Source organism: Bacillus andreraoultii (assembly GCF_001244735.1).
Lineage (GTDB): Bacteria > Bacillota > Bacilli > Bacillales > Caldibacillaceae > Caldifermentibacillus > Caldifermentibacillus andreraoultii.
This window is the reverse complement of the sequence record NZ_LN868937.1, coordinates 872,705-897,004: the sequence shown is the minus strand read 5'-3', so window position 1 is coordinate 897,004 and position 24,300 is coordinate 872,705. Positions and strand designations below refer to the sequence as shown.

Genomic DNA, 24,300 nt, shown 5'->3' with positions numbered 1-24,300 from the left:
ACTACTCCTTTAATACCGCTTCAATATAGATTTCAGGATTTACGATTGTTTCAACTGCCTGAGAAATATATGGGTGAATGACCTCAGTTGCAACACCATAAAATACTGAAACGGCAATAATTAAAATTACTGGGATTAATAAAGTTTGATATGAAATTGCTTCCTTCCGAACATATTCTTTTGGTTCTCCCCAAAAGCCATGGATAAATATTTTCATCACTGAATAGAGTACAAGTAAACTAGAAATCAGAATAATCATTGACCCAATCCACTCAACAGATTGGAAACCACCTTGAATAACGAGTAGTTTCCCGATAAATCCACTAAACGGTGGAATACCTGCCAAGGAGATTGCAGCTATGAAATACGTCCAAGCTAGACCTGGGTAATGTTTAATGAGTCCACTAAACTGTTTTAAATCACTTGTTCCAGTAATTTTGATAATAATCCCGATTAGTAAAAATAACGCTGCTTTAATCAACATATCGTGAATTAAGTAAAAAATCGAACCGGTATAGGAAGTCGTCGTTGCCATAGCGACACCATATAAAATGACACCAATCGCTGTAATAATGTTATAAATGATAATCTTCTTTATATCCCAATACGCGATAGAGCCAATTACACCAACGATGACCGTAATCACCGCCAAAATTAGAAGCAGCTCATACGAATATCCTTGATCTTGATGGAAAAATAGACTAAACGTACGAATGATAGAGTATACGCCTACTTTCGTTAACAATGCTCCGAATAAAGCCATCACTGGTACTGGTGGTGCATAATAAGAGCCTGGAAGCCAGAAATAGAGTGGGAAAATTGCACCCTTCATACCAAAAACAATGAGAAAAAGAACGGCAATCACTGTCAATATCCCTGGAAATTCATCTAAAGATGCGATTCGTTCTGATATTTGCGCCATGTTCAATGTCCCAACGACAGAATATAAAAAAGCAACAGAAATAACAAACAAGGCTGATGAGATGACATTCACCGTCAAATATTTCAGTGACTCACGTAATTGGATTTTCTCTCCACCAAGGACTAGTAATACATAAGATGCCATTAACATCACTTCAAAAAAGACGAACAAGTTAAAAATATCTCCTGTTGTAAATGCACCAATCACACCAACTAATTGAAACTGGATTATCGAGTAATAATAAAACTTCTCCCTTTTCTCACCAATGGAGTTAAAGGAATAGAGGATTACTGCCAATCCAACAATGGTTGTCGTTACAACTAAAAGCGCTGATAACATATCCGAAACAAGGGTAATACCAAATGGTGCTGGCCAACTACCGACATCAATTTTTTGTATGCCATTTACTGAAACTTCATGAACAATCGTGAAACTGACAATCATGTTCAGTAAAGCTGAAAGGACAGAAACCGCTCGCTGCATACGAACAGATTTTGCTAAAAAGATTAATATGACAGCTGTGAGGAGCGGGATTAAAATTGGTAATACAATTAAATTCGTCATTCTTCCGTTCCTCTCATTTCATCCATATTATCCGTTTCTAGTTCTTGATAAGCTCGATAGGCAAGAACTAAAAATAATGCTGTCACTCCAAAACTAATAACAATAGCTGTCAAAATTAATGCTTGCGGCAACGGATCTGTTACTGGTATCCCTTCTTGATTGACAAGTGGTACCGCTCCTTTTTTTAGCCCACCCATCGTTAATATTAATAAATGTGCTCCGTGACTTAATAAGCCAGATGCAACAATAATGCGTAATATACTTTTCGATAAAAATAAGTACGTGGCTGTTGCGAATAAAACACCAATGATGATCGCCATTAAAATTTCCATTACTCACTCTCCCCTATCGATTGAATAATGGTCATCGTTGCACCGACAACGACCAAGTATACACCTAAATCAAATAATGCTGCTGTATGTAACGATTGCTCTCCTACTAAAGGTAGCTGATAATAATCATATACATGGGTGAAAAATGGAACGTCGAAAACAATGGCACCAGCAGCGGTTAGTGTTGCGATTAATAACCCTACACCAATCACCCATTTAAAATCAATCGGTAATATTTTTGCAACAGTCTTCATATCAAATGCAAGTAATAATAAGACAACTGCACAAGATGTGACGAGTCCACCTACAAAACCACCACCTGGACGATAATGACCTTCGAAAAACAAATGAACAGCAAATAAAACAATAACAAAGAAGGCAATTTTTGCTATTACTTGTAAAATAACGTCAGAGGATTTCACTTTTCGCTCCTCCTTGCTAACCTTAATTTAATTAATCCGTAAATACCAATTCCTGCAATGGCAAGGACGGAAATTTCAAATAATGTATCAAATCCCCGAAAGTCAACTAGAATAACATTCACCATATTTTCTCCACCTGCAGGATCATACGTATGTTTTACATAATACTCGGAAATAGAATCAAACAATTTTGTACTATAGGAAGCAATTGCAATGATAGTAACAACTACACCTACACCAACCGATATTAATGCATTATTTAATTTAAAACGTCTTGACTCCTTATGTCGAAAGTTCTTTGGTAAGTGGTAAAACGCAAGCAAAAATAATGCAACAGAAATTGTTTCAATTACAAGCTGTGTTAATGCTAAATCTGGCGCCCGGAATAAGACAAAGAAAAGTGACACCGTATAGCCAACAGATCCAAGTGCGATAATGGAAGTTAAACGTGACTTTGCAAAAATAATCGTCACACAACCAATAATAATGAGTAAAGCTAGTATCACTTCGTACACACCGATTTCAGCTAGATTCGTTGTTTCAACACGAAACGCACCTGTACTCCATATTGTAAAGCTTAAAGCTCCGATAAAAAATACAAAAATATACGCTAAATATGAACGAATAAACCCGGTCATGTGGGATTTAATAAAGAAACTTGACCCACTTTCCAACGTAGGAATAAATGCATCGTACATTTGGTTTAGTGTTAACTTTTTTGGGAATAAATCGTACACTTTTGTCCACTTCGACAAAGTAAAATAAAGTAATAACCCAATACCTATCACACCAATCGTCATATATAATTCAGGTGTGAACCAACCATGCCAATGAGAAATATGAACTTCAAATTCGTAAGTAGGCAAAATTGCATGTGCGATGGATTCAATAAATCTACCAAGTAATCCATTCGGAAATAAGCCAATGATTACAACGAGAGAAGCAAGAATAACTGGTGAAATTAACATTCCTATCGGTGCCTCATGCGGTTTCTTCTCTAGTTTCTCCAGCTGTATCTTCCCACCAAATGTTTTCCAAACGAGAATCATACTATAAACAAAGGTAAATACACTGGCAATCCATGCAAAGACAGGGAAGATAACGCCAAATGTCTCCATATTAAAAATATCTAATTGAAGCACGTGAACCATGCCTGTGAAAAACATTTCTTTACTAAGGAATCCATTAAACGGTGGAATTCCTGCCATCGAGAATGCACCTATAAACGCAATCGTAAACGTTACCGGCATCATTGACATAAGTCCGCCAAGCTTTCGGATATCCCTTGTACCAGTCTCGTGATCTACAATTCCGGCAACCATAAAGAGACTTCCTTTAAAAGTTGCATGGTTTATTAAATGGAAAACCGCCGCAATAATGGCTACTGTGTAAATATTTTCATCGAGCTCAAAGTGAACGGCCGCTGCACCGACTCCTAATAAACTCATAATTAGGCCGAGCTGACTAACCGTTGAAAATGCAAGTATTGCTTTTAAGTCCGTTTGTTTTACCGCATTAAAAGATCCCCAGAATAATGTGAAAATACCAATCCCACCGACTAACCAAACCCAAGTGCCTGTTGGATCAAAAGCAAATATAGGTGTCATTCGCGCAACAAGGTAGATTCCAGCTTTCACCATTGTAGCTGAGTGTAAATAAGCACTAACCGGGGTCGGCGCCTCCATCGCGTCAGGAAGCCAAATGTAAAATGGAAACTGTGCTGATTTTGTAAACGCACCGAGCAAAAATAAAATCATTGAAAATAAGAATAAATCATGGTTCACAATGACATCAACATTTGTAATCATTTCTCCGATACTGAATGTTCCTGACATAATGTATAAGAGAATAATTCCACCAAGTAAACAAAGGCCACCAAGCACAGTAATGAGCATTGATTTTTGCGCACCATAACGCGACCTCTCACGATCAAACCAGTAACCAATAAGGAAAAAAGAAGAGAAACTTGTAAACTCCCAGAACATATAAAGAACAATTAAGTTATCAGACAAGACAACACCGAGCATTGCCCCCATAAACAGGAGAAGATAAACATAAAAAGTGTTTAACTGTTCTTTTTCCTTTGATAAGTAGTAAATCGAATATAAAACAACAAGAGCACCAATCCCTGTAATTAGTAGGGCAAATAATAAACCTAATCCATCAATTTTCGCTGTAAAATTAATATGTAACGTTGGAATCCAAGCGAATGTCTTCAACACTGTTTTTCCAGTGATAATATCTGGTAGAAAGCGACTAAAGTATCCAAATAAAATCACGGGTACAATGAATACAAACCATCCTGTATGAATTTTTCTTATGTATTTATAAAGAGTTGGTACAATTATGGCAAAAATAAATGGTGCCAATATAGCAAGATGCAACAGTGACATTTTTAGCCTCCTTTAGTTGGAATAGGAAAATTAAAATAAGATTCAAACTTTGAAAAAAATAAATGTGGAAATGTGGGATTTTTAACGGTAATCAACGGAAACTTTGAATGGTTTTACTTGATGACTTGACAGAAAAATAGATATAATCCACTTTTTCCTTTCTCACCATTATAACGTAAATACCTATAAAAAGCATGTACAAACTATTGAACTTTTTCATGCGCGATTCAACTATTAAATAAGTAGGAATAAGTATTTTTGGAAGAAATTTTTATACTTGTATAAGAAATAACCACGAAAGAGAGAATAGTAATAAAAACTTTGGTGGTTTTCGTATGAATAGAAAAATTATGACATCACTCATGATATTTTTTAGTTTATTTTTTGGGGCATGGTATATAGATCAAGAGGAAAGGATACGGTACGAAGAGGATCCTATACTTCCTCCTGCACCGATTAATTCAATCCAACAGCAAGAAGAGGTGCATGCGGAAGATGATATTGATAAGATAAACAAGGCACATTTTGGTCCGAGAGAATATGTAAAAATCCGCTATCATTACAATAAGTGAGCTAGAAGGTCTAATGAGAACAACATTAGACCTCTTTTACCTTTCATATGTTTACCAGAAAAATGGCCCCGGCCCATAAAATGGTCCACCATAAAACGGTCCACCAAAGCCACCGTACGGACCATAGAATGGACCTGGTCTTGGATAGAACAAAGCACTACCTAAAACACCACCGAGCAACCCTCCAACAAAAGGACCTGCACCAAAAAATGGTCTTCTTCCATAAAATTGACGTTGATCATGCATAAAGACATCCTCCTAATTTGTTTTTCCAGCATTATACAATGTGGCAAGGCACATGTACTAAAATTATGCTATATTACTATGTATGCCGAATGGGGACATTTGGAATAGGCGAATATTCCAATTCAATAGGTAATTATTTTTCTAACAGCAAATGTATTTGTATCAGCGTTTTTTACAAATGGGGGAAATCGGGCAAACTACGCCCGACCCTTTACTCTTCGCTCATATGTAGAGGAGTTCTGAATTTTGTACTTGCTAATCTCGGAACAAAGCAACCTTCTTTGACCCTAAAAATGAAATTCGAATTTGTTAATATGAATAACACAACGGACAAGCTTCATATGAATAGTCTTGTCTGTTTTTTAGGTGTGTATGCGGCACATGATTACTTCGATTGGCCATTGGTCCTACGTTTATATTATACCGGGGCTATAGAGGACTATTTTATGCGATTTTTACCTGAATTGGGCATCTAGAACCGCTATAGAGGACCGGTTCATGCCTTTTTACCACGTTTCGGGCGTCTAGAAACGCTATAGAGGACCGGTTCATGCCTTTTCACCGCAATTCGGGCGTCTAGAACCATTCTAGAGGACCGTTTCTTCCTTCTTCCCCTCAAAATGGGCGTCTACACTTGTGAAAAAAACGTTCTTTTTTCCATGGTAGCCCAAACTCATGTCTAAATCCTTTCTAAGGAAGCAAAGACAAGAGTTCACCGAAAAAGATTTTTTTCGGCTGCGATGTAATGCTGCCGAAGCCTTCCATGTGCGCTTATGCGTGTAGGATAGTAGAAATTAAAAAATTCATACTTCCTATTAGCTAAAAAAATTTTACTCTCCTATTAGCTAAAATAACCTTGATGTTGTGGCATCAAGGCTTAATCAAATTTCATTATTTCCTTTTTTTTAAAAATACAATACCTCCTAGTAAAATAAATAGTGCTCCAATCATTGCAATGTTGAAATAAGTTGTTCCTGTTGATGGTAAGATTTGGTCGGCTTTTGGTGGTGAGGTTGAATCTGTAATTGGTCGCACAGGTTTTATTATTGGATCTTCCTGTTCGTTCGGATTGTCATTTACACTAGAACCTGGAGCTTCGGCTTTTCCTTCGACATAAAATAAAAGTGCCATTTCAAATGTTAAGCTTTGGAATTCGTTTCCAAGTGTTTCAGGAAATGTAACTGTAAACAACAAATCTTCTTCATGTTTTGCTTTTAAATTACGAGCCGCTGCATGTGTAAATTCTTTTAACTTTCCCTCATAAAGTGTTCCGCTTGAATCCTCTACCACTAGTGTAAATTCATTAAATAATTCTTTTGATCCCTTTGTAAACTGGGCCTTCATATTATACGTAAAATCTTCATTTCCACGATTTTGGATGGTTAACTTTCTTGAGGCATAATCACCTGGCTTCATGTTTGATAAATTAAATAAAGAACGGTCTGGATCCTTGACCAATTTATCATTTTCTTTTGCGTTCATTTGCAACGGAAAAAGGAGGATGATGACAACGGATAAAACTACAATCAATAATATTTCCCTATAACGCAAAACCTTCCCTCCTTTTCCCAATCGTTTATTCTTATGCTTAAGTGTGCGTCGGATATAATCTTCCCGACTTCCTTATTATTCCTATAAAAGACTACTATTTTATCGTTTGATTGGAATTTGCATATTGTCGTTCAATTTGCTTAATTGTTTTCCAAATAGAAAAAACAGAATAGAGTACAAGAATCACACCTGGAAAAATAACGAGAGCTATGATTCCATTTTTTGATGAAGCAAATTCAGCTGCGTAACCGACGTAAGGTATGGTCACCCCTGTATATTCAGCCACTACATTATTGGACAGTACCGGATTCATATCAGCTTCTTTATTATTATCCCCTTTTGTTCGGTACATCACTTGTTCTCCACTTTTAATCACTTCTACAACTCTATGGGTTACTAATCTTTCATCTTCTTCCATAAAAGTAATAACATCATCTTTTTTGAATCTTATCATATCACCACCTTGTTTAGTAATAATAATTGAACCAGTCTTAATCTCAGGCTCCATCGATCCCGATAGGACGGTTTTTATTTGATACCCAAAAACTTGAGGTTCGCCTCCAGAAATTTTAGAAGATACGACAAGAGCTGCAACAGAAAGGAGTAAAATAATAAGTATTGTCGTAACAAGATTGTTAACCCATATCAAAATGACTTTTCCAACAGATTTTTGTTTCGTTTCTTTTACTTTTTCTTGATCTTTTCTTCGTTTTGTTATCTGTATAGTGGAATCATATACTACATTTTTATCTTTTTTTATGATCGTTTCTGATTGTTCATCTGAATGCGTTGCTTGCGGATTTTCAGGAGCATTTGCTGCTAGTTCATTCTTCTCTTCTACTATTTCATTACCCCCATGCGGTTCAAAAGATGTAACTACATTTTCCTCTAGATCCGTATGTTGATTTGTTTTTTGATTTTCTTCCATTCATATCACCCTTTCCATCTTTATTTTGTTTAGCTATTAGAAAAGAAAAACTTTACAATTTCCCTTTTTCAAGACATTGATATATTATTCAAACTTCGGAAACAATACCTTCCAGTAAAGAAAACTCAGACGCCCGAGGCTTTTTTACTTATTTGGCTGATTCTGGTGATTCCACAAGTTGGGATTCTGGTAGTCGTATACTTTGCTGTTGTACCTTCTCGGTTTTACTAGAGTCCGTCCCTTTAACAGCAGGTACTTCTACTTGTGGCTCTTTTTTAGGCTCCTTCGTTTGAGATTTCTCTTGAGGAGCTGACTGTTCTAGAGGACTTTTTACTGACTCTTCTACTTTCTCTATACCTGTATCCAGTTGTTGTTCTGTCGGTATGTTACTTTCCTCACTTTTCGTATTTGTTATTGATTGACCTTGATCAGCCTTTTCTCGGTCTGAACTTACAGCGTCTTTACTTTTATCATCCTCTTCCTCTATATTTTCTTTCCTTGTTTCTATCTCTTCCTTTGTATCATTCTCTTCCTCTACCAATGAGTGAATTGAAATCTGTACACTCTTTATCGTAGAAAAATATGCACTTGTTGAATCAGTCAAATAATTGATTATAAACATGAATAAATAAAAGGAAATCGCTACCTTCAAAACGATAATAAGCTTTAAATTTTTCTGCCTAGTCCCCCTTATCAAACGACTTGTTTGCTTTTGCAATTTAACCTCCGCCCTTCTTTGTTCCTGGATGGTTTATATATATTTATAAAAACATAGAAATAGTATGGATTTATAAATATATATAATTAAATAGTAGAAGGTGAGAAAAAATCCCACCCTCGATAAGTTATTCTTTACCTTACAAAGAAAGTAGCTCCTATTTACCTTAGTTGTGCGTTATCTTTTTCCTCCGTCAACTTGGTAACCTTCAAATGTCCAAGTAAGATCTAATGTTAAGTTCTGTAAATCATTTTGATTCTTATTCGTTTCTTTGAATAAAAACTTAACATTAAAATCTGCTGTATTATTTACTTTCAGTCCATCAACTGGTGCATAATGACCAGGAAAAGGTTTTAAACTCCACTTCCATTCTAATTCTCTAGCTAAATCCTCTGGTGTCATATTTCTCAGTTCTAGTAATGATTTTTCATCAATAATTTGATAATCTTTATCTCCTCCTGTATTATTTAAAAATTGTACAATAATATTTTCTGCATATTTATTTGCAAGTGGATTTTCAACTGGTTGACCATTTCTTTTAACCGTGTATTCAGTTTTAAGGGTAATTTTTTTCATATCAATGTTCCCGTCATTTTTAAGTTTAAAAGTCTTAGTAATATGATCACCCGGTTTGAATTTGTCTAAAGTTATTAATTGTGGTGGTGCAACATTCAGATCAACTATTCCTGATGTAAATGTACTCGTTTGTTTTGCTGTATCACTAAAATACGCAAACGTTCCCCCACCGATTAATGCTAATCCTAATGCTGCTGAAGCTACTCCTAAACCTAATTTCTTTTTAATACCCAATAAAATCCTCTCCCTTTCCTTCTTAACTAAATTTTTTTATAAAACCCCGTTATGTATAGTTTGGTGGGATTTTAGACATAGTGAATAGTCCATTTTCGGTTACTTTTTGTGCGATTAAAACAAGCGAAAATGGTTGTTTGAAAGACTATCAGTTTGTAAAAGTCGGTCTCACAGGGAGCATATATCCTTGCTCCCCCATCAGAAGTCTTGATTACTTCCGACTGAATTCTTTGCAGGATAGCAGTCCTCATCTCTATATACTCTTTGGCAAATAGGGACTTTCTGCATTGATTTTGAGAACTTTTTCCTACATTGATAGTCCTGTTTCAATCTCTATATAGGTATATTTGACTTTCTCCTAAATATGCACGAATAAAAATATTTATTTATATAAAAAAGAGTTCTATTTCTAGTAAAAACTGCATGTATTATTTATTTACACAAAAAATTGGGAATCTCCGAGTTGAAAGATTTGTTCAAGGTTTGCTTTTACAGAACAAAGCACACTTCTTAGACCCTGAGCGTGAAATTCGAATTTGTTCATGTGAATAACACAACGGACAAGCTTCATATGAATGGGCTTGTCCATTTTTTGTTGATTGATTATTTAGACGTTGATGTGTAGATGTGGCACATATTCACTTCCATTCAATTGGTCATGAATTGGGCGTCTACAACTCTTCTAAACGACCGTTTCCTCTTTTTTACCATGACACTAGCCAAAAAAAAGACATTAAGTAGAATTCAACATGCTCTACTTAATGTCTTATAACGTCACGGTAATAATCTATCTAATTAAAAAGTCATTCATCCTATGCTAGTAATGTTCGGTCTGATGATAATTTTTCTCCACGGATGCGTTGGAATTCATTTAGTAAATCGTCAATCGTAAGTTGTCTTTTCTTCTTTTCATCAATATCTAAAATCACTTGCCCTGCATCCATCATTATGAGTCGGTTCCCTAAATCGAGGGCCTGTTGCATATTGTGGGTAACCATTAATGTCGTTAAACCGTACTGGGCAACGATTTTTTTCGTTAAATTCGTAATTAATTGGGCTCGGTTCGGATCGAGGGCGGCAGTATGTTCATCAAGCAACAATATATCCGGTTCAGTAAACGTTGCCATAAGAAGCGAGATGGCTTGCCGCTCTCCACCTGATAATAAACCAATTTTTGCATTCAAGCGATCCTCTAGTCCTAAATTAAGAGAGGCCAACGATTCCCGAAAAAATTCCCGTCGTTTTTTTGTCACCCCGAGAGTGAGTGTCCGCTTTTTATTCCGTGAATACGCTAAAGCCAAGTTTTCTTCAATCGTCATTGATGGAGCTGTTCCTGCCATCGGGTCTTGGAAAACACGTCCGATTAACTTTGATCGTTTATATTCTGGAACAGTCGTTACATTCCTGCCATGGATAGATACGGTTCCTGTATCTGGAGTTAATACACCTGAAATAATATTCATTAACGTCGATTTTCCAGCTCCATTACTTCCAATAATGGTAACAAAATCGCCTTTATTCAACGTTAGATGAATGTTATTTAGAGCTATTTTTTCGTCTAAAGTACCTTCATTAAATAGTTTATTTATGTTTATTAATTCAAGCAATGGACTCACCTTCCTCACGTGCTTTTCCATTTAACTTTGCACTTAGTTGATGTTTCGCCTTCCGCTTTTTCTCCCGTCTTTTTTCAAGCATCTTCGGAAAAACTAATGCTAAAATAACGATAATCGCTGTAACGAACTTTTGATCACTCGCGTCAAGGATTCCTTGATTCAACGCCAGTGTAATGAATATTCTGTAAATAATAGCGCCAAAAACAACAGCTAATGTTGTGCGAGCAATTGTCTTTTTACCAAAGATTGCCTCGCCAATAATAATGGACGCTAAACCAACAACAATCATCCCAATCCCCATACCAACATCAGAAAACTGGTTATATTGGGCTATTAATGCTCCTGAAAAGGCGACAAATCCATTTGAAATGCCAAGTCCGAGTATAATGACCCCATCTGTATTTGCTGAGAAACTACGAATCATTCGTTTATTATCACCGGTTGCCCGAAGCGACAAACCAATTTCCGTCTTAAGAAAATAGTCTGTAACAAATTTAAATATAAACGTGAGAATTACCATAGAAATAAGGACACCGTACTCAGTAAGCCCAAACCTCGTAAAAAAAGCCTGAACTTGAGTAAAAATAGTTTCGGAGTTTAATAATGGTATATTTGGCCTGGAGACACCACTATCTAATGTTAATCCCATAATTCTAAGATTGATTGAATAAAGAGCCAACATCATTAAAATCCCCGAAAGAAGGTCATTAATTTTCCCTTTTGTATGAAGAATACCCGTTAAACATCCTGCAAGAAACCCAGCAACGAGTGCTGCAAGTGAAGCTAAAATCGGTGATACACCATTAACAATCATAACTGCCGCGACCGCACCACCTGTCACAAAACTACCATCAACGGTTAAGTCCGCAAAGTTAAGTATGCGAAATGAAATGTATACTCCAAGAGCCATGATGGCAAATATTACTCCCATTTCCGATGCATCGAGTACAGCAGATAAAGTCATTCAAATCTCTCCCATCTTATCCGTCGTTGTCGAATCCGATTCATTATCACTAAAAAACTTTATCCCTTTAAAGCGAAAATTATTTATTATTTATATTTGACAACTTATTAAGAAAATTGTCAATAGAAATGCAAATGTTTTTATAAAAAAATGTATTCACGTGGAATACATTTTAATAGGGAGTATTTAGTTTTCTTTTTGCTCAAAGTATGCTTTTAGATCATCTTCTATTGATTCGTCTGTAAGGGGGACACCCTTTCGATAGGCGGAACGGGAGATAACATGAGCAGCTACCGGAGCGGTTAAAAAGACGAAAAAAATTCCTAATATTAACCGAATACTAAAATACCCATCGGCCAAAACAAAATATAATAACGTTCCAACTAATGTGCTTAACACACCTAGCGTAGAACTTTTTGATGCAGCATGGGAACGTGTATAAACATCTGGCAATCGAATCATACCAATCGCACTAATAAAAACAATCACTGAGCCGACCAATATAAATATCGCAGCTAAAATCTCATCGCTTCCGGACAATGACAACACCACTTTCTAAAAATCTCGCAAACGCAACCGTTCCTACAAATGACAAAATACCAATTAATAAAATTAAATCAAAGAAAGCATGTGTATGCAATAAAACGGAAAATACAGCAATACTTGCAATTAAATTGATTCCAATCGAGTCGAGGGCTTGAACACGGTCTGGACTTGTCGGGCCTTTTACAACCCGATAAATATTCGCTAAGATTGACATAATTAATAAACATATGGAGATTATCATAATAATTTCAAACGTCATTTTCTCGTCACATCCTTTATCGCTTTTTCAAAACTTACTTTTGATTTTAATACTGCCTGTTTTGACTCTGGTATATGGAGGGCGTGAATATAAAGAAATTTCGAATCTGGAGAAACTTCCATTACAACTGAACCAGGAGTTAAACAAATAAGTAAGGATAGTAAGGTAACTTCAAGATCCCCTTTTAAATCCGTCTCCACACGGAAAATTCCAGGTTGAATATGAATTTTTGGACGTAACACATGTTTCATGACAAAAAAACTAGATACAATTAATTCATATATAAATATGAGTAGTAATTTTCCAATGGCAATAATTGTAAAAGGATAAAATGGTTGATCAAAAAAGCGGCGTAAACAAAATAAAATGAATAACCCGACAAAATAACCGCTAAAAAACGTTAGCAAACTAGTTTCATTTTGGAGAAACATCCAAAGACCAGCAATAAATAAATTGATTAAAACTTGAATTGGCAATATAATCCCCCCTTATTTAACATACTTGTAGTATGAACGTTATTTGCTTTTAACCGAACTTTCTAAGAAAAACAGTTCTATACAAACTCGTTCCTACTTTCCAAATACGGCAGAAATATAAAGATTGGGATCGAGTAAACTTTCAGCTGCAATGGTGACATACGTGTGAATACTTTCTGCGCCAACACCAAGTGCGACACTAATTACTGTTAAAAGAGCGATTGGCAAGATGAGTCCTTTTGTTGTCCCTTTTTCTTCATCTTCACTTAATATTGTTTCGCCCCAAAAGCCGTTCATAAAGATTTTCATTAACGAATAAAGGATAAATAAACTTGCTAGTAATCCTAATCCCCCTAGCCAGAAGACTAAAGCTGTAAAACTTCCTTTTGTAATTAGAAACTTACCAAGAAAACCACTAAGTGGAGGAATCCCGACCATGGAAAGTGCGGCAATAAAGAACATCCAACCAAGTGCGGGATGAGTTCGAATTAACCCACTAATCTCTTTTAAATTGCTTGTCCCTGTTATCTGAATGATTGTCCCACCAATTAAAAAGACGAGCGCTTTTATGATCATATCGTGGATTAAATAATAAATCGACCCCATAAAACCATCTAACGTAAATGCCACAAGTCCAATAAGGATAAACCCAACACTAATAATTACATTGTATGTTAAGATCTTTTTCAAATCCCAATAACCAACAGCCCCCATGATACCGAGAACCATTGTTACTGCTGCTAACATACCAATAAACGTATGGGTAACTTGTTGTTCATGATAAAAAATAAGCGTAAACATCCGAAAAATCGCATAAATTCCTACTTTTGTTAATAACGCTGCGAAAATTGCAGCAATCGCAGTGGGTGGCGCACTATAGGAACCAGGTAACCAATAAAAGAGAAATAGCCCTGCTTTTAAACTAAACACAATTAAAAATAAAAATGATATGGTCGTTAATAGCCCATCTTGTCCCGCGTCCGCAATTCGAATAGATAAATGAGCAAGATTTAACGTGCCAGTAATGGAATACAAATACGCAATACCGACTAGGAAGAATGCAGAGGATAAAACATTAATCATTATATACTTCAATGATTCACGTAGCTGATTCTTCTCACCACCTAATGTAATCAATACATAAGAAGCAACTAAAAACACTTCAAAGAAAACATATAAGTTAAATAAGTCCCCTGTTAAAAACGATCCATTGACACCGGTAATTAAAAATAGGACGAGCGGGTAAAAATAATTTTGTTCCCTTTCTTTACCGATTGAATGAAAGGCATAAAGAACACAACAAATAGAAACAATTGTCGTTGTTAAAACAAGTAAGACTGCAAACATATCACCAACTAAACTAATCCCAAAAGGAGCCTCCCAACCACCTAATTGCAAAGTTTGTATACCACTCACTTGAATTTGTCTCATTAATACGACTGAAAAAACAGCTGTTATTAGAAGCGAAACAATACTTACAACTCGATGAAGCGAAATATGATTTTTAAATAAAATGAGAACCATACCGGTTAGCAACGGGATTAGTATTGGCAAAATCAATAGGTTATTCATCAGCATTTCCCCTTAACTTTTCCATATCGTCTGTACCAAAACTTTTATATGAACGATAACTTAATACGAGTAACACGGCAGTAACAGCAAAGTTTATTACAATTGCGGTTAAAATTAATGCTTGTGGCAATGGATCGGTAAATCCTCTACTTGCCTCATCAAGTAACGGTGCACTCCCAGTTTTTAAACCACCAGAAGTTAAAATTAATAAGTTAACTGCATGACTAATAATCGACAATCCTAATACGATGCGCAACAATTGTTTTGTTAAAATTAAATAGGTTCCAATGGTAAATAGTAGGCCGACAACAAATGCCATTAACGTTTCCAAAGGGAATCATCCTCACTTATACTTAAAATGATAGTAACAGCCGTCCCTATTACAGCAAAAGCAACACCTGTATCAAAAAACAATGCCGAAGTAATTTCTATCTCACCAAATAATGGGATATTCATGTTTCCAATGGATTGAGTTAAAAAAGGCTGATTAGAGAGTAGACCAAAAACACCTGTAATTAACGCAATGAGAACACCGAATGCTGCTAATTTTTTAAAATCAATCGGAATATTTTTACTCACTTCTTCAATATCGAAAGCTAAATAAAGAAGAATGATTGCCGATGCCGTGCTTAATCCCCCAATAAATCCACCACCAGGATAATGATGTCCGTTTAAAAACAGATAGATAGAAAACGTCAAAATAATAACTACGGCAACTTTAGTCACACTTTGTAAAATGACATCATTTTGCTTCATCTTTACGATCACTTCCTTTCGTTTGTAACCGAATGAGTGTATAAACACCTAACCCCGCAATACATAGTACGGATATTTCAAGCATTGTATCAAAGCCACGGAAATCCACTAATATAGCGTTAACGATATTTTTCGCCCCAGCTAATTCATATGCATTTTCAAAAAAGCTTGAGATAGAATCATATAATTTATGACTATTGCTTAGTAAAGTCAATGTTGTCACAACAACACCTGTCGCAATGGCAATGATTACGTTCGTTCCATTCCATTTCATTCGTTCAACACTTTTTTGTAACTTCGGTAAATGGTAAAAACAAAGTAAAAATAAGACAGTTGTTACAGTTTCTACAACCATTTGTGTCAATGCGAGGTCAGGTGCTCGAAAAATAACGAAAAACATCATAACAAAATAACCTAATACACTTAACGAAACAATGGCTGTAATTCGATGATTCGTTAATAAAACAGTAAAAGCTGTGATGACGATACCAATGACTAAGCCAATATCATAAATCGTTATTGGATGATTATTGGAAAAATCAAATTGTAACCCATGTAACCAAAAGGCTAGCGTACTCATGACAATAATAAAAAAGGTAAATATATAGATGAAATAATGTCGAATTGATCCCGTCATATAACGATTTGTTACTGAAGCAGAACGATGCTCAAACGTTTCTCTCAATTTTTCATACATATAGTTCAATGTGAGCGATTCAGGGTAACTTCGAAAGAGACCAATCCAGCGGTTCATCGTAATAAATAGGTAAGTCCCTATGATAATGACGCCAATTGTCATTAATAGCTCCATATTCCACCCATGCCAAGCGCGCACATCAATCCCAACCTGCGGAAGAGTAAACATTGGCAACACCGATACAAATGCTGGCTTTAATAAATATCGAGAAAAGACATTTGGAAATAGAAAAATAATGATCACAAACGATGCTAAAATAATCGGTGAAATTAACATTCCGATTGGTGCTTCGTGTGGTTTTCGACTCAACTTTTCCCGTCGATATTTCCCGGTAAATGTCCTAAAAACGAGAATCATTGAATATACAAAGGTAAAAATACTTGCTATCCATGCCAACACTGGAAATAAAATACCGAAAGTATCTAAGTGGAAAATTTCCGCAGACAGTAAATCATTAACAGCGGTGAAAAACATTTCTTTACTTAAAAAGCCATTAAAAGGAGGCAATCCCGCCATTGAAAAACTACCAATTAAGGCAATGGTAAAGGAAATTGGCATTACATACATTAAACCACCAAGTCGCCTAATATCCCTTGTTCCGGTTTCATGATCGATAATTCCAACAACCATAAATAAACTTCCTTTAAACGTCGAATGATTGAATAAGTGGAAGATTGCCGCGAAAATGGCTACGGAAAAGTACACAGCCTTTTGATCATCTGGTTGATAAGTAAAGGCCAATGACCCTAACCCTAATAGGGACATAATTAATCCTAATTGACTTATTGTAGAGTAAGCTAAAAGTGCCTTTAAGTCTGTTTGGCGAACAGCTGTAATTGATCCATATAGCAAAGTAATTATTCCAATTCCAGACACGAGCCAAAACCATGTAGCACTTCCAGCAAACACTGGTGTCAATCGGGCAACTAAATAGATTCCTGCCTTCACCATTGTTGCGGAGTGAAGATAAGCACTGACTGGTGTCGGAGCTTCCATTGCATCCGGTAGCCAAATTCCAAATGGAAACTGCGCAGATTTTGTAAATGCCCCTAAAAGAATGCAAATAAGTGCGGGAACATATAGAACATGATTTTTAATCGCAGCGACATGATGAATCAATTCTCGAATACTGTATGTGTCCGCCATGTTTGCAAGTAATACAAAGCCCGCTAACATACATAGCCCGCCAAAAACGGTAATCATCAATGACTTTAACGCACCATTTCTTGATGATTTCCGCTCATACCAATAAGCAATTAACAAGAAGGACGATATACTTGTTAATTCCCAAAATCCATATAAAACAAATAGGTTATCTGAGAATACGAGTCCCAACATCGCCCCCATGAAGAGCATTAAATAAAAATAAAAGTTATGCAGTTCTTCCCTAACTTTTGATAAGTAGAAAATCGAATACAATATGACGAGCATCCCTATACCTGAAATAAGTAGACCAAACAATAAGGCTAACCCATCAACATAAAACACTAAGTTAATGCCAATAGAAGGAAGCCACGAAATCGTTTCGAGGAACGTATCACCTGATGCAACAGACGTGACTTTGCGGATAATTTGCAGGAAAATAATAATAGGTACAATTAAAACAAACCAACCTAAATGAATTTTCCTACGAAGGAATTTATAAATTAACGGAATACAAATCGCAGCGAAAAACGGAAGAAAAACAAGAATAGATATTGAATTCAAATAGCATCCCTCCATATGTAAAAAGCAGATTTTAGCAAAAAAATTATTCAAGTAAAATTTAATTGACTCTACAGGCCACATCGGTTATAGTTCTACATAGTTTCATAGAAATAAGATTTAGTCCAACAATATTTCTTGGGGTGAATCAATAATGGAAAATAAAAATTTTTATCATGAGTGTATTTTAGTCTGTGTTTATTACGGACCGAATGGAGAGAGGTTAATTAGACGCGGTTGTCAAATTGCAAATATGATGAAGGCGCCCCTTTATATTTTAACCGTCGATCCAAAACCTTTTGACGAATTAGATGCTGAAAAAGTCCTTTATATTGAACAATGGAAAAAGTTAGCTGAGTCCCATCCATCGGCACAATTTATTCTTATTGATAACGAAAAACGACCCGTATCAAAAGTAATTGCAGAAGTTGCTCGAAAACGACAAATTACTCAAATTATTCTCGGGCAAACTGCACAAAGCCGTTGGGAACAAATTACAAAAGGTTCAATTATTAACTCGCTATTAAACGAGATTCCTTTTGTCGACTTACACATTATCTCGGTTGCCCGCTATATTAAGGATGAAGAAGGCTTGTTCGAAAAAGGAATTCGCGCATATATTATTAAATCCGGTAATCAATATCAATTGACCTTTAGCCATACGAAAGATGTTGATTATGAAGGAATATTTTTTAAAGAGGTCGGAACTGATTTTGACAACGGGATTTTCCGGTTTATTAAAGGTTGGGAAACGTTACAAGTACAAGTATCCGATGGTATTGTAAAAGAGTTAAAAAACATTGATTTACACACACTAAACTTGAGTGAAGAAGACTAAAGGGTGGACTTCTTGATTAAAATCAAGTGCGTTCTTCCCAGGTTATAAATTCACATCAACTTTTATTATTGGTTTTTCACTTTTATTTATGCCAATGTACTTTAACGTTTCTGTTGTTGAGTGTTGGTTAAACAATCCCTTTATAATTGATATGGCCACCCCTTTACGATAAGCATGATAGCCGAATGTTTTCCGAAGAGTATGGGTTCCAATTTTCTCAAGGATTCCTGCTTCTTTAGCCGCGTGATTAATAATCCGGTATGCTTGCTGTCGTGTAATGGGTTGGTCATTTTTCTTTGATTTAAAGAGATAATCATCGGGTTTTAATTGATGATAAGCAAGATATTCCCTTAACACTTCCTCGATTCGGCCATTTAAGTAATAGGCCTTCACTTCTTCGTCCTTTTCTACTTGCAAAAATAGAAACTCTTTCATTTCGTTTTCTTCCCATACATCGTTCACTTTTAAATGTAGTAAGTCTTGTAATTTAATACCTGTATTAATGCCAATTACAAAAAGTAATAAATCACGTAACGATGTTTTCCGTAATATTCGTTTCATTGCCTGAATCTTATCGATGTTTTTAATCGGATTTACATATTCCATGCAATTTTTCCTCCACTAATGTTACACAATATAATTATAAAATAAATTATGTAACATTAAAAATGATTTTACTCGAAAAGTTTAAATTTTTTTTGACAATCCGAAAAAATTCTGTTGACTGCTCTATAAGGAACCTTGAAATATTCCAGTTACTAAAGACAATCTCCTTTATAGAATATTTTTCACTACCATACATCCGTAGCACAACAGCAAGCTATTCATTATCCAATGAGAAGGGTAACCTCATACTTATGTCGAACTTATTAATATATATCCAATCAATCTGTTGGATAATACTAATATGAAAAGGGGCAATATTAATAAAGAAACCGAAAGTAGTATCAGTTATTATCATCACTGCGATTCTTACCATGTCATCATTTTCAAATGTTTTTGCTTCAACAAACAATTCATCATCTCATATATCATCTGAAGAAAAATATGGAGAGGTTATCGAATACATTAATAATGAAGATCCGCAAACACTTCCTGATACCTCATATGAAGAGCCAAAAAACAGATTATTTGTAACTGAAGAATTTGCTAAATCTCTAGTTGATGATGGGACAATAAGACCTTTTTATGGAGAGTCTGAAAAATCAACTGTAAAGAAAACAGAATACTATACTAAAACCACAACTCCGACAGGTCAAAATGCAGGGGGAACCAGATTTAGTACTGGTGGCGTTTTCTATGTTAATAAAAAGGGAGGACCAAATGTAAGCTTTTCGGTTGGAACAAGTTGGGGCCGATATCTTATCGTGTGTCTGTAGGGAATGCATCAACAAATAATATTGTTAGTTATTACGTTAAATCCTAACACAAAGATTGATGATCTCCTTATAATTAGGATTTGGGCAAGGACTACCTAACCTAATTATAAGGAGTTTTTTTATATTCTGGAGGATAATATTTACCAATTTTGTTTTAAGTTAATGAAATACTACTGTTATTCATTGTTTCTTTTAATACTTCTACTGAATGATTAAATTTTTTCTTCTCCGTTGCATCTAGTTCCATTTTTATTACATCACTAATTCCATTTCTCGTGACTATTGCTGGAACACCAATAAACACATTCTCATGACCGTACTCTCCATCTAAATATGTAGAAACCGTTAAAATGGAATGTTCGTCATGAAGGATTGCTTTCGTTAATCGAACGAGTGCCATGGCAATTCCATAATAGGTCGCACCTTTTTTCTCGATTATTTGATAAGCAGCATCCCGTGCATCAACAAAAATTTTATTCAAGTCATCAATTTTATAGTCAGAGCTTTTTCGTAACCAGTCGAATATAGGAATCGTACCAATGCCTGCACTACTCCAAACGGGCAATTCCGTATCTCCATGCTCCCCGATAATATAAGCATGCACATTCCTTGCATCGACATTGAAATAATGACCGAGTAAATAGCGAAGCCGAGCCGTATCTAAAATCGTTCCCGAACCAATGACTCTCTCTTTTGGTAATCCAGAAAATTTCCATGTTGCATAAGTAAGAATATCTACCGGATTTGATGCTACAATAAAGATACCATTAAAGCCACTTTCCATAACTTGTTCAACGATATTCTTCATAATCTTTGTATTTTTCTCAACAAGATCCAACCGCGTTTCCCCTGGCTTTTGTGCAGCACCTGCCGTAATCACTACAATATCTGCATCTTTGCAATCTGAATAATCTCCATACCAAATCTTCATACGTGCAGGGGCAAAAGGAAGTCCATGATTTAAATCCATTGCATCCCCTTCTGATTTATCTTTATTCATATCGATTAACACAAGTTGGCCTGGGATTCCTTGATTTAACAAGGCAAATGCATAACTTGCACCAACTGCACCAGTACCAATAAGAACAACTTTACTTACTTTATTTAGCATTTTGAACACTCCTTAAGTAAATTCATTTATCGTTATTGTCCCCAAGCAGAGGAATTTATTAATATTTGATTTTAGCACTGTGGTAATAGTGTTAATTATTTGAAGATGTTATTAGTGAATATCTTCACATACATTATAACAAAGGGAGGAAATAATTCCCACCCTATTAACCCGTATTTTTATTAAACTTTTATGTCTCGACTTGCTGTTGTAAATTCCGTTTTTCTTTTTTTAAAATATGTATGTAATACACTATTGATAATAAAACAGACACAGCAGAGGCTTTGTAAATACTTGCATAATTAAGACTATGAGCAATTTGTCCAAAAACAATGGCACCAATCCCTACACCTAAATCAAATAAAGAGAAAAATGTTGCATTCGCCATCCCCCGTCGGTTTTTCGGTGAACGTTCAACAGCCCATGCTTGTAATGCCGGCTGAACCATTCCAAAACCAAAACCATATAAAGTAGCAGCAACAAATAAAATAAATTGACTGCCTAGCCAAGCTAATAGTAGCATTGCAATAAATATAAGTAGTGTCCCAGGAAGAAACACCGCTCGATGCCCTTTACGATCGTATATCTTTCCTGCAAAAGTTCTTGTTACCATTAGCGCCATGGCATAAATAAAAAAATACATTTGAATTCCGGAAATTCCCTTCTCAACCGTATATAACGGAAGAAAAGTTGCAATCCCTCCAAAAGTAACAGTAATGAAAAATAGTAACAGCGACGGTTCTAATGCTGATTTTTCGTAAAAATCCCATTTTGGTGTAAACGTTTTTTCTTTTTGCTTTTCAACTTTTTTATAAGAAATAAAAGAAGACAAAATAAAAGCTATTAAACCTAATAAACCACAAACAATAAATAACCATTGAAAAGAAATTTGCCCAGCTAAAATTAATCCCAGTGACGGACCGAATGCAAGGGCCAAATTTCCTGCTAAACCATAGTATCCTAATCCTTCACCACGTCGTTTACTCGGGATGATGTCTGTTGCAATTGTCCCCGATGCAGTTGTTGATAACCCCCAGCCAACTCCTTGAATCATTCGCATAACAAAAAGAAATAAAATACTCGTCGTTAAGCTAAATGATCCAACAGAGAAAACAAAGATGAATAAACCAGACAAGTATATCATTTTTCTTCCTTTTGTTTCTAAAGCTTGACCTGCATATGGACGAATAAATAACGCTGAAAATGTAAAAATGCCAACAGCGAGTCCGATTAACTGATCTTTACCACCTAATTCTTCTATGAATAATGGAATGGTCGGGAGTGTCATTTGAAAGCCTAAAAAAATAAAAAAGTTTGCTAAGCAGATAAGAATAAAATCTTTTGTCCAGATTTTTTCTACGGTAATCTCGGTTGAATTTTTCCTTTCTAATGCTATTTTTGCCATAAAAATCCCCTATCCCCTATATCTTATTGTTATGTTTAAAAATTTCAACTGTTCTTTCATTATAACAGATTTTTCGTATCACGAAATATTAGACGAAATAATTTTAACAATCATCACGTGTATAAAATCTAGTCATTCTTTACCATACAAAAAGCAATCGGCTCTAACCAATTGCTTTTTTTGATAAATTAACTTTGCTTTTACCATGCTCTAAAAAAGTTTTTGGTCCTTATTCCCTTACATCACTTTTCTAGCAAGATTTTATAAGTCCATTGTTTTTTCGTACAGTTTAGAGAATTACTTGCAAACGAGTTACGCATATGCCTTTCTTTCTTCTTCATTATTAAAGAAATTCTTCATCGCATGAAACACATCTGCTTTTTGTCTTAACACAAAATGACGAAAACGCTCATCTTTTATATTTTTATAGGCAGTCATTAACGTGCTGTGTCGATTATATTGATTCACCTCACCGTAACAAAACATATTCGATAAGTCCATTAATTCATTGACTAATTTGACACACCGGACATTATCAGATGTTAAGTTATCACCATCGGAAAAATGAAATGGGTAAATATTGTACTGACTTGGAGGATACTTGCTTTGAATAAGTTCAAGTGCTAAGCGATAAGCTGAAGAGCAAATCGTTCCACCGCTTTCTCCTTTCGAGAAAAAGTCTTCTTCGGATACGACTTTTGCTTCTGTATGATGAGCTATAAATTCAATTTCTACCTTCTCATATTTTGTTCGTAAAAACCGTGTCATCCAGAAAAAGAAACTCCGGGCCATATATTTTTCCCAAATCCCCATCGATCCACTCGTGTCCATCATGGCAAGAACGACAGCCTTCGATTCATAACGAATCTTTTCATTCCATGTTTTAAACTTTAAATCTTCAGGATAGATTGGGTGAAAAGAAGGGGTACCAGTTAACGCGTTTCGTTTAAATGCAGATAACATTGTTTTCTTTTTGTCAATATTCCCCATTAACCCTGTTTTACGAATATCATCAAACTCAATGTCTTCTACAATTAATTCATGGTCATTTTTCCTTTGTAAATTTGGTAGTTCTAACTCACTAAAAAATGCTTCCTCTAGTTCAGCAAGTGATACTTCTGCTTCATAATAATCTTCACCTGGTTGATCACCGGCACCTTGACCTTTTCCAGGTCCTTTTTCTGCTTCTCCATCTCGGGCCACAACATCACCAACTTGGCTTTCACCATCCCCTTGCCCAACATGTTTATTTTTATCATAGTTATAGCGAATTTTATATTCATCAAGGGAACGAATCGGTATTTTTATCACATCTCTTCCATTGGAGAGAATAATATTTTCTTCTGTTACGAGATCTGGAAGATTTTTTTTTATTGCTTCTTGAACCTTTTCTTTATGCCGCTGTTGATCTTCATGGCCTTTTCGATGGAGGGACCAATCCTCTTGTGATATTGTAAATTGGTGTTTATCCATTTGACTCATTTTTTCCCTCCTACAATCCTATTCGTATTGTCAAAAG

At 35.5% G+C, this 24,300-nt stretch carries 25 protein-coding genes; 3 read left to right on the top strand and 22 right to left on the bottom strand.

Annotation, left to right across the window (positions count from 1 at the left end; genetic code table 11):
* Position 1: 1 nt before the first annotated feature.
* From BN2144_RS09395 to BN2144_RS09380, 4 genes are read right to left on the bottom strand one after another with little or no spacing between them, the layout of a single operon-like run.
* Entirely contained in the window at positions 2 to 1,486 is a 1,485-nt protein-coding gene (locus BN2144_RS09395) for a Na+/H+ antiporter subunit D (RefSeq protein WP_033828023.1), read from the bottom strand.
* Positions 1,483 to 1,818: a Na(+)/H(+) antiporter subunit C gene (locus BN2144_RS09390; RefSeq protein WP_033828022.1), complete on the bottom strand. Its 336-nt coding sequence runs from the start codon at positions 1,816 to 1,818 to the stop codon at positions 1,483 to 1,485. Before BN2144_RS09390 ends, BN2144_RS09395 begins: the two co-directional genes overlap by 4 nt.
* Entirely contained in the window at positions 1,818 to 2,240 is a 423-nt protein-coding gene (locus BN2144_RS09385; protein ID WP_033828021.1) for a Na(+)/H(+) antiporter subunit B, read from the bottom strand. The genes BN2144_RS09390 and BN2144_RS09385 overlap by 1 nt, the downstream gene beginning before the upstream one ends.
* Positions 2,237 to 4,633 carry a Na+/H+ antiporter subunit A gene (locus BN2144_RS09380; RefSeq protein ID WP_033828020.1) on the bottom strand — a complete coding sequence of 799 codons (2,397 nt, stop codon included), beginning with the start codon at positions 4,631 to 4,633 and terminating at the stop codon, positions 2,237 to 2,239. The genes BN2144_RS09385 and BN2144_RS09380 overlap by 4 nt, the downstream gene beginning before the upstream one ends.
* Positions 4,634 to 4,968: 335 nt before the next feature.
* Between BN2144_RS09380 and BN2144_RS09375 the strand changes: the two genes are divergently transcribed.
* Complete coding sequence (locus tag BN2144_RS09375) at positions 4,969 to 5,205, top strand: hypothetical protein (protein ID WP_033828019.1); 237 nt, start codon at positions 4,969 to 4,971, stop codon at positions 5,203 to 5,205.
* Positions 5,206 to 5,256: 51 nt separating this feature from the next.
* Here the strand turns inward: BN2144_RS09375 and BN2144_RS09370 are convergent, their stop codons facing one another.
* The 14 genes from BN2144_RS09370 to BN2144_RS09305 form a co-directional block, all read right to left on the bottom strand.
* A complete protein-coding gene (locus BN2144_RS09370; protein ID WP_033828018.1) occupies positions 5,257 to 5,451 on the bottom strand; it encodes a hypothetical protein in 195 nt (64 codons plus the stop codon).
* An 891-nt stretch (positions 5,452 to 6,342) separates the two neighbouring features.
* On the bottom strand, positions 6,343 to 7,002 hold the full coding sequence (locus BN2144_RS09365) for an LPXTG cell wall anchor domain-containing protein (RefSeq protein WP_050632273.1): 660 nt from the start codon (positions 7,000 to 7,002) through the stop codon (positions 6,343 to 6,345).
* 94 nt (positions 7,003 to 7,096) lie between these two features.
* Positions 7,097 to 7,930, bottom strand: coding sequence for a signal peptidase I SipW (sipW, locus tag BN2144_RS09360; RefSeq protein WP_082195194.1), 834 nt, complete (start codon positions 7,928 to 7,930; stop codon positions 7,097 to 7,099).
* 148 nt (positions 7,931 to 8,078) lie between these two features.
* Entirely contained in the window at positions 8,079 to 8,534 is a 456-nt protein-coding gene (locus tag BN2144_RS09355; RefSeq protein WP_139017880.1) for a hypothetical protein, read from the bottom strand.
* 291 nt (positions 8,535 to 8,825) lie between these two features.
* Complete coding sequence (locus BN2144_RS09350) at positions 8,826 to 9,458, bottom strand: TasA family protein (RefSeq protein ID WP_033828016.1); 633 nt, start codon at positions 9,456 to 9,458, stop codon at positions 8,826 to 8,828.
* A gap of 812 nt (positions 9,459 to 10,270) precedes the next feature.
* Positions 10,271 to 11,065 carry an ABC transporter ATP-binding protein gene (locus BN2144_RS09345; protein WP_033828015.1) on the bottom strand — a complete coding sequence of 265 codons (795 nt, stop codon included), beginning with the start codon at positions 11,063 to 11,065 and terminating at the stop codon, positions 10,271 to 10,273.
* Positions 11,058 to 12,038 carry an ABC transporter permease gene (locus BN2144_RS09340; RefSeq protein ID WP_033828014.1) on the bottom strand — a complete coding sequence of 327 codons (981 nt, stop codon included), beginning with the start codon at positions 12,036 to 12,038 and terminating at the stop codon, positions 11,058 to 11,060. Before BN2144_RS09340 ends, BN2144_RS09345 begins: the two co-directional genes overlap by 8 nt.
* Before the next feature lie 186 nt (positions 12,039 to 12,224).
* Positions 12,225 to 12,578: a Na+/H+ antiporter subunit G gene (locus BN2144_RS09335; RefSeq protein ID WP_094763117.1), complete on the bottom strand. Its 354-nt coding sequence runs from the start codon at positions 12,576 to 12,578 to the stop codon at positions 12,225 to 12,227.
* Positions 12,562 to 12,843 (bottom strand): Na(+)/H(+) antiporter subunit F1, encoded by a 282-nt coding sequence (locus BN2144_RS09330; protein ID WP_033828012.1) that lies wholly within the window; start codon positions 12,841 to 12,843, stop codon positions 12,562 to 12,564. The genes BN2144_RS09335 and BN2144_RS09330 overlap by 17 nt, the downstream gene beginning before the upstream one ends.
* Positions 12,840 to 13,319 (bottom strand): Na+/H+ antiporter subunit E, encoded by a 480-nt coding sequence (locus BN2144_RS09325; RefSeq protein WP_033828011.1) that lies wholly within the window; start codon positions 13,317 to 13,319, stop codon positions 12,840 to 12,842. Before BN2144_RS09325 ends, BN2144_RS09330 begins: the two co-directional genes overlap by 4 nt.
* A 93-nt stretch (positions 13,320 to 13,412) precedes the next feature.
* Entirely contained in the window at positions 13,413 to 14,891 is a 1,479-nt protein-coding gene (locus tag BN2144_RS09320) for a Na+/H+ antiporter subunit D (RefSeq protein ID WP_033828010.1), read from the bottom strand.
* The gene (locus tag BN2144_RS09315) at positions 14,884 to 15,222 is read right to left on the bottom strand and encodes a Na(+)/H(+) antiporter subunit C (RefSeq protein ID WP_033828009.1); all 339 of its coding nucleotides are present in this window, start codon (positions 15,220 to 15,222) and stop codon (positions 14,884 to 14,886) included. The genes BN2144_RS09320 and BN2144_RS09315 overlap by 8 nt, the downstream gene beginning before the upstream one ends.
* Positions 15,210 to 15,647, bottom strand: coding sequence for a Na(+)/H(+) antiporter subunit B (locus BN2144_RS09310; RefSeq protein WP_033828008.1), 438 nt, complete (start codon positions 15,645 to 15,647; stop codon positions 15,210 to 15,212). Before BN2144_RS09310 ends, BN2144_RS09315 begins: the two co-directional genes overlap by 13 nt.
* Positions 15,634 to 18,051 carry a Na+/H+ antiporter subunit A gene (locus tag BN2144_RS09305; RefSeq protein WP_094763116.1) on the bottom strand — a complete coding sequence of 806 codons (2,418 nt, stop codon included), beginning with the start codon at positions 18,049 to 18,051 and terminating at the stop codon, positions 15,634 to 15,636. The genes BN2144_RS09310 and BN2144_RS09305 overlap by 14 nt, the downstream gene beginning before the upstream one ends.
* A 151-nt stretch (positions 18,052 to 18,202) precedes the next feature.
* Here BN2144_RS09305 and BN2144_RS09300 point away from each other — a divergent pair, with 151 nt between their 5' ends.
* A complete protein-coding gene (locus BN2144_RS09300) occupies positions 18,203 to 18,886 on the top strand; it encodes a universal stress protein (RefSeq protein ID WP_033828007.1) in 684 nt (227 codons plus the stop codon).
* Between the two features lie 42 nt (positions 18,887 to 18,928).
* Here the strand turns inward: BN2144_RS09300 and BN2144_RS09295 are convergent, their stop codons facing one another.
* A complete protein-coding gene (locus BN2144_RS09295; protein WP_033828006.1) occupies positions 18,929 to 19,492 on the bottom strand; it encodes a tyrosine-type recombinase/integrase in 564 nt (187 codons plus the stop codon).
* A 371-nt stretch (positions 19,493 to 19,863) separates the two neighbouring features.
* Between BN2144_RS09295 and BN2144_RS09290 the strand changes: the two genes are divergently transcribed.
* Positions 19,864 to 20,265: a hypothetical protein gene (locus tag BN2144_RS09290; protein ID WP_033828005.1), complete on the top strand. Its 402-nt coding sequence runs from the start codon at positions 19,864 to 19,866 to the stop codon at positions 20,263 to 20,265.
* A 154-nt stretch (positions 20,266 to 20,419) separates the two neighbouring features.
* Here the strand turns inward: BN2144_RS09290 and BN2144_RS09285 are convergent, their stop codons facing one another.
* The 3 genes from BN2144_RS09285 to yhbH all read right to left on the bottom strand — a co-directional run bounded on the left by BN2144_RS09285 (position 20,420) and on the right by yhbH (position 24,263).
* A complete protein-coding gene (locus BN2144_RS09285) occupies positions 20,420 to 21,376 on the bottom strand; it encodes an L-lactate dehydrogenase (RefSeq protein WP_033828004.1) in 957 nt (318 codons plus the stop codon).
* A 190-nt stretch (positions 21,377 to 21,566) separates the two neighbouring features.
* Positions 21,567 to 22,781: an MFS transporter gene (locus tag BN2144_RS09280; RefSeq protein ID WP_042337828.1), complete on the bottom strand. Its 1,215-nt coding sequence runs from the start codon at positions 22,779 to 22,781 to the stop codon at positions 21,567 to 21,569.
* Positions 22,782 to 23,093: 312 nt separating this feature from the next.
* Positions 23,094 to 24,263, bottom strand: coding sequence for a sporulation protein YhbH (yhbH, locus tag BN2144_RS09275; protein ID WP_033828003.1), 1,170 nt, complete (start codon positions 24,261 to 24,263; stop codon positions 23,094 to 23,096).
* Between the last annotated feature and the right edge of the window lie 37 nt (positions 24,264 to 24,300).

Bases quoted from the DNA above. Each gene is read 5' to 3' on its own strand.
- BN2144_RS09395 (WP_033828023.1), bottom strand. From the start codon at position 1,486: ATGACGAATTTAATTGTATTACCAATTTTAATCCCGCTCCTCACAGCT.
- BN2144_RS09390 (WP_033828022.1), bottom strand. From the start codon at position 1,818: ATGGAAATTTTAATGGCGATCATCATTGGTGTTTTATTCGCAACAGCC.
- BN2144_RS09380 (WP_033828020.1), bottom strand. From the start codon at position 4,633: ATGTCACTGTTGCATCTTGCTATATTGGCACCATTTATTTTTGCCATA.
- BN2144_RS09375 (WP_033828019.1), top strand. From the start codon at position 4,969: ATGAATAGAAAAATTATGACATCACTCATGATATTTTTTAGTTTATTT.
- BN2144_RS09370 (WP_033828018.1), bottom strand. From the start codon at position 5,451: ATGCATGATCAACGTCAATTTTATGGAAGAAGACCATTTTTTGGTGCA.
- sipW (WP_082195194.1), bottom strand. From the start codon at position 7,930: ATGGAAGAAAATCAAAAAACAAATCAACATACGGATCTAGAGGAAAAT.
- BN2144_RS09340 (WP_033828014.1), bottom strand. From the start codon at position 12,038: ATGACTTTATCTGCTGTACTCGATGCATCGGAAATGGGAGTAATATTT.
- BN2144_RS09330 (WP_033828012.1), bottom strand. From the start codon at position 12,843: ATGACGTTTGAAATTATTATGATAATCTCCATATGTTTATTAATTATG.
- BN2144_RS09320 (WP_033828010.1), bottom strand. From the start codon at position 14,891: ATGAATAACCTATTGATTTTGCCAATACTAATCCCGTTGCTAACCGGT.
- BN2144_RS09310 (WP_033828008.1), bottom strand. From the start codon at position 15,647: ATGAAGCAAAATGATGTCATTTTACAAAGTGTGACTAAAGTTGCCGTA.
- BN2144_RS09300 (WP_033828007.1), top strand. From the start codon at position 18,203: ATGGAAAATAAAAATTTTTATCATGAGTGTATTTTAGTCTGTGTTTAT.
- BN2144_RS09295 (WP_033828006.1), bottom strand. From the start codon at position 19,492: ATGGAATATGTAAATCCGATTAAAAACATCGATAAGATTCAGGCAATG.
- BN2144_RS09290 (WP_033828005.1), top strand. From the start codon at position 19,864: ATGTCATCATTTTCAAATGTTTTTGCTTCAACAAACAATTCATCATCT.
- BN2144_RS09285 (WP_033828004.1), bottom strand. From the start codon at position 21,376: ATGCTAAATAAAGTAAGTAAAGTTGTTCTTATTGGTACTGGTGCAGTT.
- BN2144_RS09280 (WP_042337828.1), bottom strand. From the start codon at position 22,781: ATGGCAAAAATAGCATTAGAAAGGAAAAATTCAACCGAGATTACCGTA.
- yhbH (WP_033828003.1), bottom strand. From the start codon at position 24,263: ATGAGTCAAATGGATAAACACCAATTTACAATATCACAAGAGGATTGG.